The organism is Lacinutrix venerupis (genome assembly GCF_003663945.1).
Lineage (GTDB): Bacteria > Bacteroidota > Bacteroidia > Flavobacteriales > Flavobacteriaceae > Lacinutrix > Lacinutrix venerupis.
Genome location: NZ_RCCH01000007.1, coordinates 76,254 through 93,676 on the forward strand (window position 1 = coordinate 76,254; position 17,423 = coordinate 93,676).

Sequence of the window (17,423 nt, forward strand, 5' to 3'; positions counted from 1 at the left end):
CTATATTACTTCGTTTGATTTTTTTGAAAATCTTACTTTCTTTCCATCTTCCATTCTATAACCTACTCTTGTTGTTTCTCCTTTAGAAGTTAACAATGATAAGTTTGAAATTTGAATAGGAGCTTCTTTTTCAACGATTCCTCCTTGTGGACTTTGTGCACTTGGCTTAGTATGTTTCTTTACCATGTTCACGCCCTCAACGATCGCTTTGTTCTTATCGGCTAATACTTTTTGTACTTTCCCTTCTGATCCTTTATGATCTCCAGCAATTACTTTTACAGTATCTCCAGATTTTATTTTAAGCTTTGTCATCTTATTAAATGTCTTAAAGCACTTCTGGTGCTAATGATACAATTTTCATGAATTGTTTATCACGAAGTTCTCTAGCAACAGGTCCAAATACACGTGTTCCTCTCATTTCACCCGTTGGGTTTAAAAGTACACAAGCATTATCATCAAATCTTATATAAGATCCATCTGGACGTCTTACTTCTTTTTTAGTACGAACAACTACTGCTGTAGATACTGCTTTTTTCTTAATGTTTCCATTAGGAGTTGCATCTTTAACAGAAACAACAACTTTATCACCTACAGAAGCATATCTTCTTTTAGTACCTCCTAAAACACGGATTACTAAAACTTCTTTAGCTCCTGTGTTATCTGCTACTTTTATTCTTGATTCTTGTTGTACCATAATTACTTCGCTCTTTCAATTATTTCAACTAATCTCCAACATTTAGATTTAGATAAAGGTCTTGTTTCCATGATCTTTACTGTATCTCCAATGTTACAGTCGTTTGTTTCGTCGTGTGCTACGTATTTTTTCGTTTTTAAAACGAATTTTCCGTACATAGGATGTTTTACTTTTTTTACTTCGGCAACAACAATTGATTTCATCATTTTGTTACTAGTAACTACTCCTATACGTTCTTTTCTTAAGTTTCTTTTTTCCATCTTTCAGCAGAATTATTGTAATTCTCTTTTAGTTAATTCCGTTGCCAATCTAGCTACATCTCTTCTTACAGAACGTAATTGAATTGGGTTATCTAAAGGAGATATTGCATGTGCCATTTTTAGGTCTGAATAACTCTTTTTTGTCTCACTAAGTTTCTCTTGTAACTCAGCTACAGATAATTCTTTAATTTCTGATTGTTTCATAATATCAAATAAATTATGCTTCGTAATCTCTAGCGATTAAAAACTTTGTTTTTACCGGTAATTTTTGTGCTGCTAAACGTAATGCTTCTTTTGCAACGTCTAATGGCACACCTCCTATTTCAAAAAGGACTCTACCTGGCTTTACTACTGCTGCCCAATATTCTACTGCACCTTTACCTTTACCCATACGTACTTCAAGAGGTTTTTTAGTAATTGGCTTATCTGGAAATATTTTAATCCAAAGTTGCCCTTCTCTTTTCATGTGACGAGTTGCTGCAATACGTGCTGCTTCTATTTGACGCGAAGTTAAAAAGTTCGAGTCTAGTGATTTTATTCCAAAAGTTCCGTTAGATAGTTGATGCCCTCTTCCGGCATTACCTTTCATACGTCCTTTTTGTTGTTTACGAAATTTTGTTCTTTTAGGCTGTAACATTTTTGTCTTTTCTTTAAAAAATTACTTTCTACGACGTGATTTGTTGTCTCTGTTTCCTCCACGTCCACCTTTTCCTTGCTTCTTAGATAACCCAACAAGAGGAGAAAGTTCTCTTTTACCATATACTTCACCTTTCATGATCCATACTTTAACACCTAATCTACCATAAGTAGTATGTGCCTCAACTAAAGCATAATCAATATCGGCTCTAAAAGTTGATAAAGGAATACGTCCTTCTTTGTAGTGTTCTGAACGTGCCATTTCAGCTCCATTTAAACGACCACTAATTTGGATTTTTATTCCTTCAGCATTCATACGCATAGTAGCAGCAATAGCCATCTTAATTGCACGTCTGTAAGAAATTCTATTTTCTATCTGACGAGCGATACTTGTTCCTACTAAAAATGCATCTAATTCAGGTCTTTTAATCTCAAAGATATTGATCTGAACTTCTTTACCAGTAATTTTCTTAAGTTCTTCTTTTAACTTGTCTACTTCTTGCCCACCTTTACCAATAATGATTCCAGGTCTTGCAGTAGTAATAGTAACGGTTACAAGCTTTAAAGTTCTTTCAATTATTACTCTACTTACACTAGCTTTAGATAAACGCGCGTGAACGTATTTTCTAATCTTATCGTCTTCGGCAAGTTTGTCACCATAATCGTTTCCTCCGTACCAGTTAGACTCCCATCCTCTGATAATTCCTAAGCGATTCCCGATTGGATTTGTCTTTTGTCCCATATCTATCTTAGCTTTGTGTATTATTGTTAGCTCCAACTACGATTGTTACGTGGTTAGAACGTTTTCTTATTCTGTGTGCACGTCCTTGAGGTGCTGGACGTAATCTCTTTAACATAGATCCTCCGTCAACTCTAATTTCTTTAACAAAAAGTTCTGCTTCTTCTATAGATGCATCTTCATTTTTAGCTTGCCAGTTTGCAATAGCAGATACTAACAAAGTTTCTAAACGGTTTGATGCTTCTTTAGAGCTAAACTTAAGAATATTAAGTGCTTTTTCCACGCGTTCACCTCTTACTAAATCGGCTACTAAACGCATTTTTCTCGGTGATGTAGGACAGTTATTAAGTTTTGCAAAAGCAATTTGCTTTTTACTTTCCTTAATAGCGTCTGCCATTTGTTTTTTACGACTTCCCATAGCTTACTACTTTTTACCTTTATTTTTAGCACCAGCGTGACCTCTAAAAGATCTTGTTGGTGAAAATTCTCCTAATTTATGTCCTACCATATTCTCAGTAACATATACTGGAACAAATTGACGCCCATTGTGTACTGCTATTGTTTGTCCAACAAAATCTGGAGTTATCATACTAGCTCTAGACCAAGTTTTGATAACTGTTTTTTTATTAGCCTCTACATTAGCCGCCACTTTTCTTTCTAATTTATAATGAACGTAAGGTCCTTTTTTTAATGATCTTGCCATGTCTTATTTTTTTCTACGTTCTACAATATATTTATTACTTGCTTTAGTTTTAGAACGAGTTCTAAATCCTTTAGCTGGTATACCGTTTCTAGAACGTGGATGTCCACCAGATGATTTTCCTTCACCACCACCCATTGGATGATCGACAGGGTTCATTACTACTGGTCTTGTTCTTGGTCTTCTACCTAACCATCTTGATCTACCTGCTTTACCTGAAACTAATAATTGGTGATCTGAATTAGATACTACTCCAATTGTAGCCATACATGTAACTAAGATTAATCTTGTTTCACCTGAAGGTAACTTTACTGTTGCAAACTTTCCATCTCTTGCCATTAACTGAGCAAAAGCACCAGCACTACGAGCCATAACAGCTCCTTGACCTGGACGTAATTCTATACAAGAAATTATTGTCCCTAATGGTATATTTGCTAAAGGCATTGCATTTCCGATTTCTGGAGCTACATTTTCACCTGAAACAACAGTTTGTCCAACTTGTAATCCATTTTGAGCAATTACATAAGTTTTCTCACCATCTTGGTAATTTAATAATGCGATAAACGCTGTACGGTTAGGATCGTATTGAATTGAAGCAACTTCTGCAGGAATTCCCGCCTTAGTTCTTTTAAAATCAATTATACGATACCTTCTTTTATGACCACCACCTTTATAACGGCTTGTCATACGACCTTGACTGTTTCTACCACCTGAACGTTTTTTCGGAGCTAATAAACTTTTCTCCGGCTTATCAGTTGTAATGGCGTCAAATCCATTAACAACTCTAAATCGCTGTCCTGGTGTGATTGGTTTTAATTTTCTTACTGACATTTGTCTTTAATTACATGTTAGTGTATAAATCAATTATCTCACCTTCCGCCAGTTGTACTATCGCTTTTTTCTTTGCGTTAGTTTTACCATGTTGAATACCAGTTTTTGTATACTTGGTACTTCTATCTGGACGGACATTTATAGTACGAACTTTTTCTACAGAAACTCCATAAGCAGCTTCAACTGCTTTTTTTATTTCTACCTTGTTCGCCTTAGTGTTCACGAAGAAGCTGAAACAGTTGTTTAATTCGCTGTTTGCAGTTGCTTTTTCTGTGATTATAGGTTTAATTAAGATACTCATTTTGTTTCTTATTTACTTAAATTCGTTACAATTCCTTCTAAAGCTCCTTCTAAAAGCACTACTTGATTTGCATTTAAAATCTTATAAGTACTTAATTCTGAAGCGGTTACAACTTCAGAGCCTTTTAAATTGCGTGACGACAAATATACATTTTTATTTGACGCACCCAACACGAAGAGTGATTTTTTATTTTGTAAGTCTAAAGCATTCAAAATATTAGTGAAATTTTTAGTCTTTGGAGAATCAAAATTGAAGTCTTCTAAAACTACAATTGCCTTCTCATTTGCCTTGATACTAAAAGCTGATTTACGAGCTAATCTCTTTAAGCTTTTATTAAGTTTAAAACTATAGTTTCTTGGTCTTGGCCCAAACATACGTCCTCCACCTCTAAAAACTCCAGATTTAATTGAACCTGCACGAGCTGTACCTGTTCCTTTTTGCTTTTTAATCTTACGTGTAGATCCAGTAATCTCAGCTCTTTCTTTAGATTTGTGAGTACCTTGTCTTTGGTTTGCTAAATATTGTTTAACATCCAAATACACAGCATGATTATTAGGCTCAATAGCAAAAACATCGCTAGAAAGGTCTGCCTTTCTACCTGTTTCTTTTCCGTTTATATCTAAAACTGCTACTTTCATTATTTTCTAATAATTACATAAGCGTTTTTGTGACCAGGAACACATCCTTTAACCACAAGTAGATTCTTTTCAGCAACTACTTTTAAAACTCTTAAATTTTGAACTTTAATTGTCTCTCCACCCATTCTTCCTGCCATTTTCATTCCTTTGAAAACTCTTGCAGGATAAGATGCAGCTCCAATAGATCCTGGCGCTCTTAAACGGTTATGTTGACCGTGAGTAGCTTGACCTACACCACCGAAACCATGACGTTTTACAACACCTTGAAATCCTTTACCTTTTGATGTTCCTGAAACATCTACAAATTCGCCTTCTGCGAAGTGATCCACGGTGATAGCATCACCTAATTTGTACTCCTCCTCAAAACCTTGAAATTCGGCGATTTTGCGTTTTACAGAAGTTCCTGCTTTTTTAGCGTGACCTAAGTCTGCTTTTGTAGCACTTTTTTCTGTCGCGTCATCGAAACCTAATTGAACAGCTTCATAACCGTCAACTTCTTCAGTTCTGACTTGGGTAACGATACATGGTCCAGCTTCGATTACTGTACATGGAATATTTTTTCCATTTTCGTCGAAAATGCTGGTCATACCGATTTTTTTTCCAATTAACCCAGACATAATTATTATTTATTTATTATTATTTATTAAAAACATTCAAGGCCGAAAATACGTTTCAGCCTTGAATTGTATTTTTTTCCGTTTTTCCTCAACCATCGTTAAGGACATGTAAGTTTATACTTAAACTTTGATTTCTACTTCTACTCCACTTGGTAACTCTAATTTCATAAGAGCATCAATTGTTTTTGAAGATGAAGAGTAAATATCTAATAATCTCTTGTAAGAGCTTAATTGAAATTGTTCTCTTGACTTCTTATTTACGTGTGGCGAACGTAGTACAGTAAAAATTTTCTTGTGTGTTGGTAATGGAATTGGTCCAGTTACAACAGCTCCAGTACTTTTAACTGTTTTTACAATCTTATCAGCAGACTTATCTACTAAGTTGTGATCGTAAGATTTTAATTTTATTCTGATTTTTTGACTCATTTTCTTAAGATTTACGATTCAACTCCTTTAGCTGCTTTGATTACTTCTTCTGATATATTAGAAGGTGTTTCAGCATAGTGAGAAAATTCCATTGTTGATGTTGCACGACCTGAAGATAATGTTCTTAATGTTGTTACATATCCAAACATTTCAGATAATGGTACAGTAGCTTTAACTGTTTTTGCTCCAGCTCTGTCACCCATATCACTTACTTGACCACGACGACGATTTAAGTCACCTACAATATCACCCATATTTTCTTCTGGAGTAATAACTTCAAGCTTCATGATTGGCTCCATAATTACCGCTTTTGCTGCTTTAGCTGAATTTTTAAATCCAAGCTTCGCTGCTAATTCGAACGATAATTGATCAGAATCCACATCATGGTAAGACCCATCTGTTAATGTTACTTTCATAGCATCAACTTCGTAACCAGCTAATGGTCCGTTAATCATTGCCATTTTAAATCCTTTTTCAATTGAAGGGATAAATTCTTTAGGAACGTTACCACCTTTAATTTCAGAAACGAATTCTAAACCAACTTTTCCTTCTTCAGCAGGTTCTAATGTAAATACAATATCTGCGAATTTACCACGTCCACCAGATTGTTTTTTGTAAACTTCTCTGTGTTCTGCACGTTGTGTAATTGCTTCTTTGTACTCTACTTGTGGCTGACCTTGATTTACTTCAACCTTAAACTCACGCTTAAGACGATCTACAATAATATCTAAGTGAAGCTCACCCATACCAGATATAATTGTCTGTCCAGAAGCCTCATCTGTTCTTGCTGTAAATGTTGGATCTTCTTCAGATAGCTTAGCTAATGCCATACCTAATTTATCAACATCTGCTTTAGTTTTAGGCTCAACAGCAATACCAATTACTGGATCTGGGAAATCCATAGATTCTAACACTATTGGATGCTTTTCGTCAGACATCGTATCTCCAGTCTTAATATCTTTAAATCCTACTGCTGCTCCAATATCTCCTGCTTCAATAAAATCGATAGCATTTTGCTTATTAGAGTGCATTTGGTAAATACGAGAAATACGCTCTTTTTTACCTGAACGGTTATTTAAGATGTAAGAACCCGCATCTAATCGTCCTGAATACGCTCTAAAAAATGCTAAACGTCCTACAAAAGGATCTGTTGCAATTTTAAATGCTAAAGCAGCAAATGGCTCCTTTACATCAGGCTTACGTAGCTCTTCTTTTTCTGTATCTGGATTAATTCCTCTAATACCTTCTTTATCTGTTGGAGACGGTAAATAACGACATACTGCATCTAACAAGAACTGTACACCTTTATTTTTAAATGCTGAACCACAAATCATTGGAATAATAGCCATATCCATTACAGCAGCTCTAAGTGCAGCGTGCACCTCTTCTTCTGTAATAGAATCTTCATCTTCCATGAATTTTTCTAATAAGTTCTCATCATAAGTCGCAACTTCTTCAATTAAAAGTGCACGGTACTTACGAGCTTCAGATTTCATATCCTCAGGAATATCGATAACATCGAAAGTTGCTCCTTGAGTTTCATCGTGCCATACAATAGCACGGTTTTTTACTAAATCTATAATACCTTTAAAATCTGCTTCGTCTCCAATGTTTAAAACGATTGGCACCGCGTTAGATTTTAACATATCTTTTACTTGTTGACAAACACCTAAAAAGTTAGATCCTTGACGGTCCATTTTATTAACGAAACCAATTCTTGGAACTTTATAGTTATCTGCTAATCTCCAGTTAGTTTCAGATTGCGGTTCAACACCATCAACTGCACTAAATAAAAATACTAAACCATCTAATACACGTAAAGATCTATTTACTTCAACTGTAAAATCTACGTGACCAGGAGTATCAATAATATTAAAGTGATACCCTTTTGTTTCTGGAGTAGGCTGTGCGTTTTCTAAAGGAAACTGCCATGTACAAGTTGTAGCCGCAGAGGTAATAGTAATACCACGCTCCTGCTCTTGCTCCATCCAGTCCATTGTTGCAGCACCATCATGTACTTCACCAATTTTATGTGAAACTCCAGTATAATATAGAATACGCTCTGTTGTTGTTGTTTTACCAGCATCAATATGAGCTGCAATTCCTATGTTTCTTGTGAATTTTAAATCTCTTGCCATTTTTTCTTAAAATCTAAAGTGAGAGAATGCTTTATTTGCTTCAGCCATTTTATGAGTATCTACTCTTTTCTTAACCGCTGCACCTTCTTCTTTAGCCGCTGCTAAAACTTCTGCTGCTAAACGTTGTGCCATAGATTTTTCGTTTCTTTTTCTAGAAAAGCTAATAAGCCATTTCATAGCTGTAGAAACCTTACGGTCTGCACGTATTGGGTTAGGAATTTGAAATGTAGCTCCACCAACTCTACGACTACGCACTTCTACGTGAGGCATAACGTTAGACAAAGCATCCTTCCATACTTCTAATGCTGTTTTTTCTTCGTCTGTTTTCTTAGACTCTACAATGTCAATCGCATCGTAAAATACCTTAAAAGCTACTGACTTCTTTCCATCCCACATCATCATGTTAACAAAACGAGTTACTAACTGATCGTTAAAACGCGGATCTGGTAAAAGCGGTCTTTTTTTCGCTGCTCTTTTTCTCATGTCTTCTTCTTAAAGTTTTAAAATTACTTCTTAGGGCGTTTTGCACCATACTTAGATCTACGTTGCGTACGACCATCAACACCTGCGGTATCTAATGCTCCACGTACAATGTGGTACCTAACTCCTGGCAAATCTTTTACCCTTCCACCTCTAACCAATACTATCGAGTGCTCTTGTAGATTATGACCTTCTCCACCGATGTATGCGTTTACTTCGTTACCATTTGTTAAACGAACCCTTGCTACCTTACGCATTGCTGAGTTTGGTTTTTTAGGTGTCGTTGTATACACACGAGTACACACACCACGTCTCTGTGGACAAGAATCTAAAGCAGCCGATTTACTCTTCTTGGTTATTTTGGCTCTTCCTTTTCTTACTAATTGTGAAATTGTTGGCATATATATTTATATATAAATTTAATTGACCTCTTCTAAGAGGGCTGCAAAGGTAGAAATTAATTTTTGAAATTCAAACCTTAAAAGATTAATTTTCAATACTTTTTTAAATTTCCATTTCAGTCTATATTATATCCAATGTTTTTCCGTTAGATTTACAATCATATATAATAAATTAATTCTGTGTCAAAACACACCTACATAATACTAATCTTTTTTTTATTCTCTCTCTCGAATCTACTTGCTCAAGACTTAAACTTAATTATTTCTGGATCGAACAATCAAGAGAACACCATAATTAATAGTTTAGAGTATAAAAAAAAACATCCCAACTACAACTCTATTATAAATGAAGTAGACACTGTTGCTCAAAAATTGATTAAAACAGGTTATATTGATTACGAACAATCACCAATAAAAAAACTTAATGACACTGTATTTAAAATTAAACTTAAGCTAAACACAAAATACAATCTCATAAAAATAAATTACAACAACTCTGTTATAGACAAAAAAATAATAGACGAAATCTCAAAGAATAGTTTCGAACATTATTTTATTATTCCATTTAAAAATATTGAAAAAACATTAGAAACAATAAATAATAAAATTTCAAACAATGGATTTCCTTTTTCAAAAATCAAACTTTCAAACCTAAAAAAAGAGAGTAAAAATTCTCTAACCGCAAATTTAATTATTCTAAAAGGTGGCAATAAAAGAAGTTTAGATAAGATTACAATTAAAGGATATGAAAAATTCCCAAAATCATACCTAAAAAGATTCCTTAAAATTAAAACTCAAAAAAAATTCAATATAGAAGAGATAAACAGAAAAATGACAACATTAAAGAGCTTAGGTTTTGCTGAACAAACGAAAAATCCTGAAGCTTTATTTACAAAAGATTCCACAACGTTATACATATATCTTAAAAAATTACAAAATAATGCTTTTGATGGCTTCTTAGGTTTTAATACTAATGAAGAAACAAATAAAATAGACTTTAACGGATATATTAATTTAAAGCTAAATAACAATCTTAACTATGGAGAGTCTTTTAATTTAATTTACAAAAGTGATGAAAGTCAACAAAAGAATTTTGAAATAAATTTAAATTTACCATATTTATTCTCAACTCCTATTGGCACAGAATTATCTTTACAAATCTTAAAGAGAGATTCCTCTTTTACATCTGTAAGTCAAAAAGCAAATTTATTTTATCAGCTAACACCTAAAAGCAAAATATTTTTAGGCATTGAAAATGTAGAGTCTAACAATTTATTAAATAACGAATTAAATTTAGACATAGAAGATTACAATAGCAACAATATTAATCTCAAATATATTTTTGAAAACGCAAACAACACCAGTAATCTTTTTAGATTAAACAGCAAAATAAACCTAGAATTGAGTTTTGGAAAACGAAAAACAGAAAATCTAATTGAAGAACAGGAAAAATATAGTATTGACGCGTTTTATACATTTAAAATTAACAAAAAAAACAGTTTTTACACAAGAATACAAGCTGCTACAAAAAACTCTGAAACTTATTTTGAAAACGAATTATTTAGGTTTGGAGGAATAAATTCCATAAGAGGTTTTCAAGAAAATAGTATTTTAGCAAATAAGTTCTATGTTTTTAATACAGAATACAGATACGAACTAAACAAAAACTTATACAGCTACACAATAATTGACTTTTCAAACTACGAAAATAAAATTTCAAATACGAAAGAAAACCTATATGGTTTTGGACTAGGATTTGGACTTTTAACAAGGGCAGGATTGTTAAAATTTAACTTTGCAAACGGAAAATCTGAAAATCAAAACTTCGTGTTTTCAAATAGTAAGATTCACATAAGTTTAGTCTCATTTTTTTAAACTTCTTTAACTAAAAAAATTTTTTTTTTGAAAAAAAATCAAAAATTTAACCAATAAATATTGTTTTATTAACTTTTTATTATGATTTTTGGCACAGACTAATTCAAATAAAATATAAAATGAAAACAAAGTTTAGTGGAATTTTAACGCTATTGCTAGCGTTTGTTGTGCAACTCACGTTCGCACAGGGAAAAACAATTTCAGGTACCATCTCCGATGGAGATAATTTACCGTTACCTGGAGTAAATGTTCTTGTTAAAGGTACTAGTAATGGTACTACAACAGATTTTGACGGTAAGTATTCAATTTCAGCAAACACAGGAGATGTTCTTGTATTCTCTTATGTTGGTAATACAGTAGAAAAAACTGTAGGAGCAAGTAACGACATAAGTTTTGTTATGAATGAAAATGCTTTAGAAGAAGTTGTAATTACTGTTTTAGGTGTTGAAAGAAAGGCGGATGAGCTTACATCTTCTACACAAATAGTAAAAGCTGAAACTTTAACACAAGCATCTAACCCTAACGTAATACAGAGTTTAGCTGGTAAAGTTTCTGGTTTAAAAATTAATACAACTAACAACGGAGTTAATCAATCAACTCGTATTGTATTAAGAGGTAACAGATCTTTAACAGGAAGCAACGAGGCTTTAATAGTTATTGATGGAGCTATTTCATCTGCTAACACTTTAGCAAATTTAGCACCAGAAATTATTGAGTCTACAAATGTAATTAAAGGAGCTGGTGGTAGTGCACTATATGGTTCTCAAGGAGCAAACGGTGTAATTATCGTTACTACAAAAAGAGGTACTGCTGATGAAAAAATTAACATTGCTGTTAATACATCAATCTCTTTTGAAGACATATCTTTTCTTCCACAACGTCAAACTAAGTACGGTCAAGGTTGGAACGGAGGTCATGTAACTTATGAAAATGGTGGATGGGGACCAGAATTTGATGGTTCTATTCAGCCTGTAGGTTTAGCTCAAGCAGATGGTTCATACATTATGGCACCATACTCTCCTATTGAAGATAACATTGAGCAATTTTTCCAAACTGGTACTATTGCACAAACAGGTGTATCTATCTCTGGAGGTGATACAAATTCTTATGCATTATTATCTGTTAACCGCCAAAACACAGAGTTTGTGGTGCAAGATGATAAATTAGGTAGAACAAACGTTTTATTTAAGGCTGGTAAGAAAATTGGAAAATGGGATATCGGTGGAAACATTAACTATGTAAATTCAAAAACAGAAACTACAACTTCTAGTTTATTTACAGAGTTATTACAGACAGCTACAAACGTTCCTGTTGAGCAATTTGCTAATTCTGGAAACGAAGGACACTGGACATCTTATTACAGAAGTCCATATTGGATGAGAGATAATATTAGAAATACTACAGAGTCTGACCGTTTTAACGGTATCATAAACTTAAAATATGAAATAAACGATAACATTAGTTTAAGCTCATTAACAAGTTTAAGAACTTTTAGCAGTAATTTTGTTGGGTATACTAATGAATACACTGATACTTCAGGTGTTGGTGGAGGAGATCACTCTACTGTTTCTCAATTCGCTACTAACAATCAAGAGTCTAAGAATTTTTATAACGATATTTTCGTGAACTTTAACTACATGTTAACTGATGATTTATCATTCAAAGCAACATTAGGAAATAACGTTCAAGATAACTGGTCTTCTTTAACTTCTGTAAATGGTAGTAATGTAACAATTCCTAACTTTTACAACATTAGTAACATAACTGGTATACCAGGTGTTAGCAATAGTTCTTTTAGAAGTAGAAGTTATGCATTATTTGGAAGTTTCGATTTTGGATTTAAAGATTATTTATTTTTAACTTTAACAGGAAGAAATGATTGGACTTCAAGATTAGCTGCAGATAGAAACTCATTCTTCTATCCAAGTGTAGGTGTATCTTTTGTACCAACAACTGCTTTTCCTAGCTTAAAAGAAGGTGGTGTTTTAAATTATGCTAAAATATCTGCTAACTTAGCACGTGTAGGTAACGACAGAGTAGGAACTTACGAAACAAATAGTACACTTAATCAAGTTGCTGGATATCCTTATGGAGGTTTAAATTCATTTGCAATAGATGCAACAGTTGCAGATCCTTTATTAGTAAACGAGTTTATTGACTCTAAAGAAGTTTCTTTAAACTTAGCATTTTTCAAAGGAGATAGAATTACTTTAGGAGCATCTTACTATATTACTAACAACAAAGACTTAGTAACTAATGTAAGTACTTCTACAGCTTCTGGTTTAACAAACTCAACAATTAATATTGGTGAAACAGAAACTAAAGGATATGAAATTGATTTAGGAATTACTCCTATTAGAACTGCAGATTTTAGATGGGATATTAACATGAGTTTATCTTCTGATGAAACAATTGTTAAAAAAGTATCTGATAACACAGACGAAGTTTCATTAGGAAATGGTAATGCAGATGTTGGTATTTTTGCAACAGTAGGTGAGCCATTCCCATTAATTAAAGGTACAGGATACCAAAGAGATCCTCAAGGAAGAGTATTAATTGACCCAAGTACAGGAAACCCATTAAAAACATCAGAATTTATTAATTTAGGTGTTGCTAACCCTGATTACATTGTTGGTCTTAATACAAGCTTAACATATAAAGGTTTTAGATTAGCTGGTGTTTTTGATTACAGAACTGGTCACCAATTCTGGGCTGGAACTAAAGATTGGTTATCATGGAGTGGACACTTAGTAGAGTCTGCAGAAAACGGTAGACGTGGATTTATTTTCCCTAACTCTGCTATAGAAACTTCTCCAGGTGTATATCAAGCTAACACAAATGTTGTAACAGGTGGTACAACTTATGCTAACTACTTAGATTATTTCTCTAATGAGTATAGAGATGTTTCTGAAAACTTTGTACTTGATGCTACAGCTTTTAAAGTAAGAGAACTTTCTTTAAGCTATGCTTTCAATAAAGATGTACTTAATGCTCTAGGGTTTAGTGATTTTAGAATCGGTATTAACGCAAGAAATCCATTTGTTGTTCTTCCAAAAGAAAACAGAGGTTATGCAGATCCAGAATTTTCAAACACTACAGGTAATGCACAAGGTTTAAGTGTTACAGGACAATATCCTGCAACAAGAACTTACGGTATGACTGTTAATTTAACTTTTTAATTAATAAATATGAAAACGAAATATAAATTTTTACTACTAGTAATTCTCGCAATTACTACATCATGTAGCGACTACTTAGATATCAACGAAAGTCCAAATAGTCCTTCTTCAGAACTTGTTTCTCCAGATTTAATCTTGGCAGGAGCTTTAACTCAAACGTATAGAACTCAATCGAGAACTATGAATATTTTGGGTAATGTTATGATGAATAGATGGGGAGCCAACGTAAATGCTTTTACAGGTGGTTTTTCAGAAGAATTCTCATTAGCAATAGATAACAATTTTTATTCTGGTATTTTTACAGGATTATATTTATCAACAGCAAATTTCCAAGAGATTATTGATAATCCAGGTGATGAATATGCTAACCATAAGGCAATTGCTAAAATCATGAAATCATTCTATTTTCAATATTTAGTTGATTTATATGGAGACATTCCTTATTCTCAAGCACACCAAGGAATAGAGAATTTAACTCCTGCTTATGATGATGATAAAGCAGTTTACAGACAGTTAGTTGCAGAGATTGATGAGGCTATTAGTCTTATTCAAAATCAAGGTACTTCAGCAGTAGCTGTTGGTGCTGAAGATGTTGTTTACAACGGAAGTATGACAAATTGGATTGCATTAGCAAATACAATTAAATTAAGAATCTTATTAAGAGAGTCTACAAAAGCTTACGATTTAAATGATGCTGAATCTGCAACCTATTTAGATGCTCAATTTGCAGCTTTAGATGGTGCTACATTTATCGGGTCAGACGCAACAATAAATCCTGGTTATTCTGATGGTGAAGTTGCTCAGCAAAATCCTTTTTACGCAATAATGTTTTCTAATGACGAGTCAACATCTGTTAACTATAACTTTTACAGAGGTTCTGATTACGCAATAGAATACTTAAAAGGTAATGCTTCAGGAGCTGTACCAGATGCAAGATTAACTGCTATCTATGGAGAAGACGATGACGGTGGATATACTGGACACGTACAAGGTGCTGATGGAGATAACTCTCCAGCAACTTTATCTCCAATAGGTCCTGGTTTAGTTATTAACTCTGCACAAGATGGTTACATTATGTTAGCTGCAGAAAGTTTATTATTACAAGCTGAAGCTCAATTAAGAGGAAAAATCTCAGGAGATCCTCAAGCAAGTTTCCAAGCTGCTATCGATGCTTCATTTAATCTTTACGGATTATCATCTGCATCATACAACCCAACAGCTCCAGGAATTGCATGGGCTGGTAGTGATGATGATAAGTTAGAAGCAATAATGAGACAAAAGTGGACTGCTCTTAACGGTATAAATGGTATTGAATCTTATATTGAGTTTACTAGAACTGGATATCCTACAGGAATTCCATTAGCTTTAACAGCACAGTCTACTACAAGACCTAAGAGATTATTATACCCTTCTTCTGAGCTTACGTCTAATGCATCAAATGTACCAAATGTAACAAGTACAGATGCATTTGCAACAGGTCCATTTTGGGCACAATAAAAAAAAACTATAAAAAGAGAAAATTATGAAAAATTTAAAAATTTATTTTGCAGCTGCAATCTGCTGCTTATTATCTGTTTCTTGTCTAGTTGACGATGAAATAGATCAAAATGATCAAACATACAACGGACCTCTAGTTGTTGGTTTTAAAGGAGCTGAAACTTTAGGTAATTTTGTTGAAGAGCCTGGAGCTGTATTTCCATTCGATATTCCTGTTCACCTAATTGGTGGTGCTTCAGGGCAACCTTCGAATGCTACTATTACTATGTCTTATGAAATCGGTGATTTCTCAGACTTAAAAATAGATAGTGAGGAATTAGCTGAACTTAACACAATGTTAGATGTTAATAATACACCTAATGATCCTTCTGATGATGAAAGAAAATATCCTATCGCAGAAGAAGGAACTCATTTTGATTGGGTAGATACAACTTTAGAAACTACAATTCCTGCAAATTCAACTTTTGATTTAATTCCAATTGCAGTAAACAATGATGCTTTAGATAATGCAAAAACAACTGTATTTGTTGTAAATTTAAAGACGTTAGTAACAGTTGATAATGTTGTTATTTCTGAGCAATTAGAGTCTACATTAGTTAAATTACAATTATGTCGTACTGACTTAGCAGGAACTTACACTTTATCATCAGATGTATTAGGACCTGGAACTTACACAATTTCACACTTAGGTGCAGGAAATTATGAGTTAAGTAGTATGTTTGGATGGTCAACTAGTGGTTACACATCTTACTTCTATGCTTGTGCTGGTCAGTTAATATTTACAGAATGGGTATTCTCTAACGAAATCATTCAAGGTTCTCCTGGTTTTGTTAACGCTTCTGGTCAATTAGTTTTCCCAGAATTTGGAATAGGTGGTTCAGCTGGACCAATATATTCAGGAGCTACAATTACATTAACATTACAATAAAAACTTATAAAAAATGAAATTTAACTATATAAAAAGTATTCTACTTTCTTTTTCACTTGTAGCTTTAAGCTCTTGTGTAGATGATGATGCAAATTATACAACATCTGTAAAGCCAGTAGTTTCAAAAACTAGTCAATCTGCCACTTCTGTTATGGAAGGTGAAACAATAACTGTTTCTTTAGAAACGAATATGACTTATAAAGAAAGAATGGATTTTAAACTAGAGCTTGTATCTGGTGGACAAAATGCAGATTATTTTGTTAGTGATGCCGACGGTGCAGAAGTTGGAGCAACATCTGTAGATGATGGTTTTGGAGCTTTTGGTTATAAAATTGAATTCCCAGCTTACGCTACTACACACTCATTTAACATTACAGCTACAAGAGACGTACTTGCTGAAGCAACTGAGAATTTAGTTTTTAAATTAACAAGTACAGATAATGGTAATGGATTACCTGCTAACGGTGCTATAATGATTAATCTTGAAGTTACTAACCTTGTTAGTGATGAAGTAGTTGTAGTTCTAGATTTTGATAAAACTGTAACTTATAATACCATCGAAAGAAATATTATAGAAACAGATTTAGATGATGAAACTGTAGGTCATACTACTAGCTTATGTAATTTAGCTGATTTTGATTTATATGTTGGAAGTTTCTATTCTTGGGCTAGTTGTCCTGAAGAAGTTAGTGCAGAAAACGCTGCTGCTAACCCTGGAAATACAACTGCTCCTTCTGGTCCTTTAGCTGATGGTGATTATCCAATTGTAGCTGATTTATGGGGATTTGATTTAGATTTAGATGCTGATACTAACGAAGTATTAGATGGTGACTTTGCTTTACCTTTTACTCTTTATGTTAACCATTTTGGTACATTTAATGCTAGTCTTGATTTCCCATCTACTTATTTTAGTAATAATACACCTTCTGATAGTGGAGGAAATGGTGAAACTTTATTAGGATTCTTAAGAGTTGTTGGTGGAGATTATTCATTATTAAACGCTAATGGAGAAGTTGTTGCTGCTGAGTAATAACTCCTAAATAATTAAATTTATAAAAGAGTCTGATTTATATCAGACTCTTT

The 17,423-nt window shown here is 33.4% G+C and carries 21 protein-coding genes; 5 read left to right on the forward strand and 16 right to left on the reverse strand.

Going from position 1 to position 17,423, the window contains the following annotated elements; translation table 11 throughout:
* The 16 genes from rplX to rpsL form a co-directional block, all read right to left on the reverse strand.
* On the reverse strand, nucleotides 1–312 hold the full coding sequence (gene rplX, locus CLV86_RS11440; RefSeq protein ID WP_121052499.1) for a 50S ribosomal protein L24: 312 nt from the start codon (nucleotides 310–312) through the stop codon (nucleotides 1–3).
* A 13-nt stretch (nucleotides 313–325) separates the two neighbouring features.
* A complete protein-coding gene (gene rplN / locus CLV86_RS11445) occupies nucleotides 326–694 on the reverse strand; it encodes a 50S ribosomal protein L14 (RefSeq protein ID WP_013869034.1) in 369 nt (122 codons plus the stop codon).
* A gap of 2 nt (nucleotides 695–696) precedes the next feature.
* Nucleotides 697–954: a 30S ribosomal protein S17 gene (gene rpsQ, locus CLV86_RS11450; RefSeq protein WP_013869035.1), complete on the reverse strand. Its 258-nt coding sequence runs from the start codon at nucleotides 952–954 to the stop codon at nucleotides 697–699.
* Between the two features lie 12 nt (nucleotides 955–966).
* Nucleotides 967–1,158 (reverse strand): 50S ribosomal protein L29, encoded by a 192-nt coding sequence (rpmC, locus tag CLV86_RS11455; RefSeq protein WP_013869036.1) that lies wholly within the window; start codon nucleotides 1,156–1,158, stop codon nucleotides 967–969.
* 13 nt (nucleotides 1,159–1,171) lie between these two features.
* Entirely contained in the window at nucleotides 1,172–1,591 is a 420-nt protein-coding gene (rplP, locus tag CLV86_RS11460; protein WP_055435711.1) for a 50S ribosomal protein L16, read from the reverse strand.
* Between the two features lie 21 nt (nucleotides 1,592–1,612).
* Nucleotides 1,613–2,332, reverse strand: a complete 720-nt coding sequence (gene rpsC / locus CLV86_RS11465) for a 30S ribosomal protein S3 (RefSeq protein ID WP_076732123.1) — start codon at nucleotides 2,330–2,332, stop codon at nucleotides 1,613–1,615.
* 7 nt (nucleotides 2,333–2,339) lie between these two features.
* Nucleotides 2,340–2,747 (reverse strand): 50S ribosomal protein L22, encoded by a 408-nt coding sequence (rplV, locus tag CLV86_RS11470; protein ID WP_076732122.1) that lies wholly within the window; start codon nucleotides 2,745–2,747, stop codon nucleotides 2,340–2,342.
* A gap of 6 nt (nucleotides 2,748–2,753) precedes the next feature.
* Nucleotides 2,754–3,032 carry a 30S ribosomal protein S19 gene (rpsS, locus tag CLV86_RS11475; RefSeq protein WP_013869040.1) on the reverse strand — a complete coding sequence of 93 codons (279 nt, stop codon included), beginning with the start codon at nucleotides 3,030–3,032 and terminating at the stop codon, nucleotides 2,754–2,756.
* Nucleotides 3,033–3,035: 3 nt separating this feature from the next.
* The gene (gene rplB, locus CLV86_RS11480; RefSeq protein WP_121052501.1) at nucleotides 3,036–3,860 is read right to left on the reverse strand and encodes a 50S ribosomal protein L2; all 825 of its coding nucleotides are present in this window, start codon (nucleotides 3,858–3,860) and stop codon (nucleotides 3,036–3,038) included.
* A 10-nt stretch (nucleotides 3,861–3,870) separates the two neighbouring features.
* Entirely contained in the window at nucleotides 3,871–4,161 is a 291-nt protein-coding gene (gene rplW / locus CLV86_RS11485) for a 50S ribosomal protein L23 (RefSeq protein ID WP_076732120.1), read from the reverse strand.
* A gap of 8 nt (nucleotides 4,162–4,169) precedes the next feature.
* The gene (gene rplD / locus CLV86_RS11490; protein ID WP_076732119.1) at nucleotides 4,170–4,799 is read right to left on the reverse strand and encodes a 50S ribosomal protein L4; all 630 of its coding nucleotides are present in this window, start codon (nucleotides 4,797–4,799) and stop codon (nucleotides 4,170–4,172) included.
* Complete coding sequence (gene rplC / locus CLV86_RS11495; RefSeq protein ID WP_121052503.1) at nucleotides 4,799–5,416, reverse strand: 50S ribosomal protein L3; 618 nt, start codon at nucleotides 5,414–5,416, stop codon at nucleotides 4,799–4,801. The genes rplD and rplC overlap by 1 nt, the downstream gene beginning before the upstream one ends.
* A gap of 120 nt (nucleotides 5,417–5,536) precedes the next feature.
* Entirely contained in the window at nucleotides 5,537–5,842 is a 306-nt protein-coding gene (gene rpsJ / locus CLV86_RS11500) for a 30S ribosomal protein S10 (protein WP_007650482.1), read from the reverse strand.
* 11 nt (nucleotides 5,843–5,853) lie between these two features.
* Entirely contained in the window at nucleotides 5,854–7,980 is a 2,127-nt protein-coding gene (gene fusA, locus CLV86_RS11505; RefSeq protein ID WP_121052505.1) for an elongation factor G, read from the reverse strand.
* A 6-nt stretch (nucleotides 7,981–7,986) separates the two neighbouring features.
* Complete coding sequence (rpsG, locus tag CLV86_RS11510; RefSeq protein WP_013869046.1) at nucleotides 7,987–8,463, reverse strand: 30S ribosomal protein S7; 477 nt, start codon at nucleotides 8,461–8,463, stop codon at nucleotides 7,987–7,989.
* 23 nt (nucleotides 8,464–8,486) lie between these two features.
* A complete protein-coding gene (gene rpsL, locus CLV86_RS11515) occupies nucleotides 8,487–8,861 on the reverse strand; it encodes a 30S ribosomal protein S12 (protein ID WP_013869047.1) in 375 nt (124 codons plus the stop codon).
* Nucleotides 8,862–9,041: 180 nt separating this feature from the next.
* Here rpsL and CLV86_RS11520 point away from each other — a divergent pair, with 180 nt between their 5' ends.
* The 5 genes from CLV86_RS11520 to CLV86_RS11540 all read left to right on the forward strand — a co-directional run bounded on the left by CLV86_RS11520 (nucleotide 9,042) and on the right by CLV86_RS11540 (nucleotide 17,370).
* Nucleotides 9,042–10,736: a POTRA domain-containing protein gene (locus CLV86_RS11520; RefSeq protein WP_121052507.1), complete on the forward strand. Its 1,695-nt coding sequence runs from the start codon at nucleotides 9,042–9,044 to the stop codon at nucleotides 10,734–10,736.
* Between the two features lie 119 nt (nucleotides 10,737–10,855).
* A complete protein-coding gene (locus CLV86_RS11525) occupies nucleotides 10,856–13,915 on the forward strand; it encodes a SusC/RagA family TonB-linked outer membrane protein (RefSeq protein WP_121052509.1) in 3,060 nt (1,019 codons plus the stop codon).
* Between the two features lie 9 nt (nucleotides 13,916–13,924).
* Entirely contained in the window at nucleotides 13,925–15,412 is a 1,488-nt protein-coding gene (locus tag CLV86_RS11530) for a SusD/RagB family nutrient-binding outer membrane lipoprotein (protein WP_076732114.1), read from the forward strand.
* Nucleotides 15,413–15,437: 25 nt separating this feature from the next.
* Nucleotides 15,438–16,340, forward strand: a complete 903-nt coding sequence (locus CLV86_RS11535) for a hypothetical protein (protein WP_076732113.1) — start codon at nucleotides 15,438–15,440, stop codon at nucleotides 16,338–16,340.
* Nucleotides 16,341–16,353: 13 nt separating this feature from the next.
* Entirely contained in the window at nucleotides 16,354–17,370 is a 1,017-nt protein-coding gene (locus CLV86_RS11540; protein ID WP_121052511.1) for a hypothetical protein, read from the forward strand.
* Nucleotides 17,371–17,423 lie beyond the last annotated feature (53 nt).

Bases quoted from the DNA above. Each gene is read 5' to 3' on its own strand.
- rplX (WP_121052499.1), bottom strand. From the start codon at position 312: ATGACAAAGCTTAAAATAAAATCTGGAGATACTGTAAAAGTAATTGCT.
- rplN (WP_013869034.1), bottom strand. From the start codon at position 694: ATGGTACAACAAGAATCAAGAATAAAAGTAGCAGATAACACAGGAGCT.
- rpsQ (WP_013869035.1), bottom strand. From the start codon at position 954: ATGGAAAAAAGAAACTTAAGAAAAGAACGTATAGGAGTAGTTACTAGT.
- rpmC (WP_013869036.1), bottom strand. From the start codon at position 1,158: ATGAAACAATCAGAAATTAAAGAATTATCTGTAGCTGAGTTACAAGAG.
- rplP (WP_055435711.1), bottom strand. From the start codon at position 1,591: ATGTTACAGCCTAAAAGAACAAAATTTCGTAAACAACAAAAAGGACGT.
- rpsC (WP_076732123.1), bottom strand. From the start codon at position 2,332: ATGGGACAAAAGACAAATCCAATCGGGAATCGCTTAGGAATTATCAGA.
- rplV (WP_076732122.1), bottom strand. From the start codon at position 2,747: ATGGGAAGTCGTAAAAAACAAATGGCAGACGCTATTAAGGAAAGTAAA.
- rpsS (WP_013869040.1), bottom strand. From the start codon at position 3,032: ATGGCAAGATCATTAAAAAAAGGACCTTACGTTCATTATAAATTAGAA.
- rplB (WP_121052501.1), bottom strand. From the start codon at position 3,860: ATGTCAGTAAGAAAATTAAAACCAATCACACCAGGACAGCGATTTAGA.
- rplW (WP_076732120.1), bottom strand. From the start codon at position 4,161: ATGAGTATCTTAATTAAACCTATAATCACAGAAAAAGCAACTGCAAAC.
- rplD (WP_076732119.1), bottom strand. From the start codon at position 4,799: ATGAAAGTAGCAGTTTTAGATATAAACGGAAAAGAAACAGGTAGAAAG.
- rplC (WP_121052503.1), bottom strand. From the start codon at position 5,416: ATGTCTGGGTTAATTGGAAAAAAAATCGGTATGACCAGCATTTTCGAC.
- rpsJ (WP_007650482.1), bottom strand. From the start codon at position 5,842: ATGAGTCAAAAAATCAGAATAAAATTAAAATCTTACGATCACAACTTA.
- fusA (WP_121052505.1), bottom strand. From the start codon at position 7,980: ATGGCAAGAGATTTAAAATTCACAAGAAACATAGGAATTGCAGCTCAT.
- rpsG (WP_013869046.1), bottom strand. From the start codon at position 8,463: ATGAGAAAAAGAGCAGCGAAAAAAAGACCGCTTTTACCAGATCCGCGT.
- rpsL (WP_013869047.1), bottom strand. From the start codon at position 8,861: ATGCCAACAATTTCACAATTAGTAAGAAAAGGAAGAGCCAAAATAACC.
- CLV86_RS11525 (WP_121052509.1), top strand. From the start codon at position 10,856: ATGAAAACAAAGTTTAGTGGAATTTTAACGCTATTGCTAGCGTTTGTT.
- CLV86_RS11530 (WP_076732114.1), top strand. From the start codon at position 13,925: ATGAAAACGAAATATAAATTTTTACTACTAGTAATTCTCGCAATTACT.
- CLV86_RS11535 (WP_076732113.1), top strand. From the start codon at position 15,438: ATGAAAAATTTAAAAATTTATTTTGCAGCTGCAATCTGCTGCTTATTA.
- CLV86_RS11540 (WP_121052511.1), top strand. From the start codon at position 16,354: ATGAAATTTAACTATATAAAAAGTATTCTACTTTCTTTTTCACTTGTA.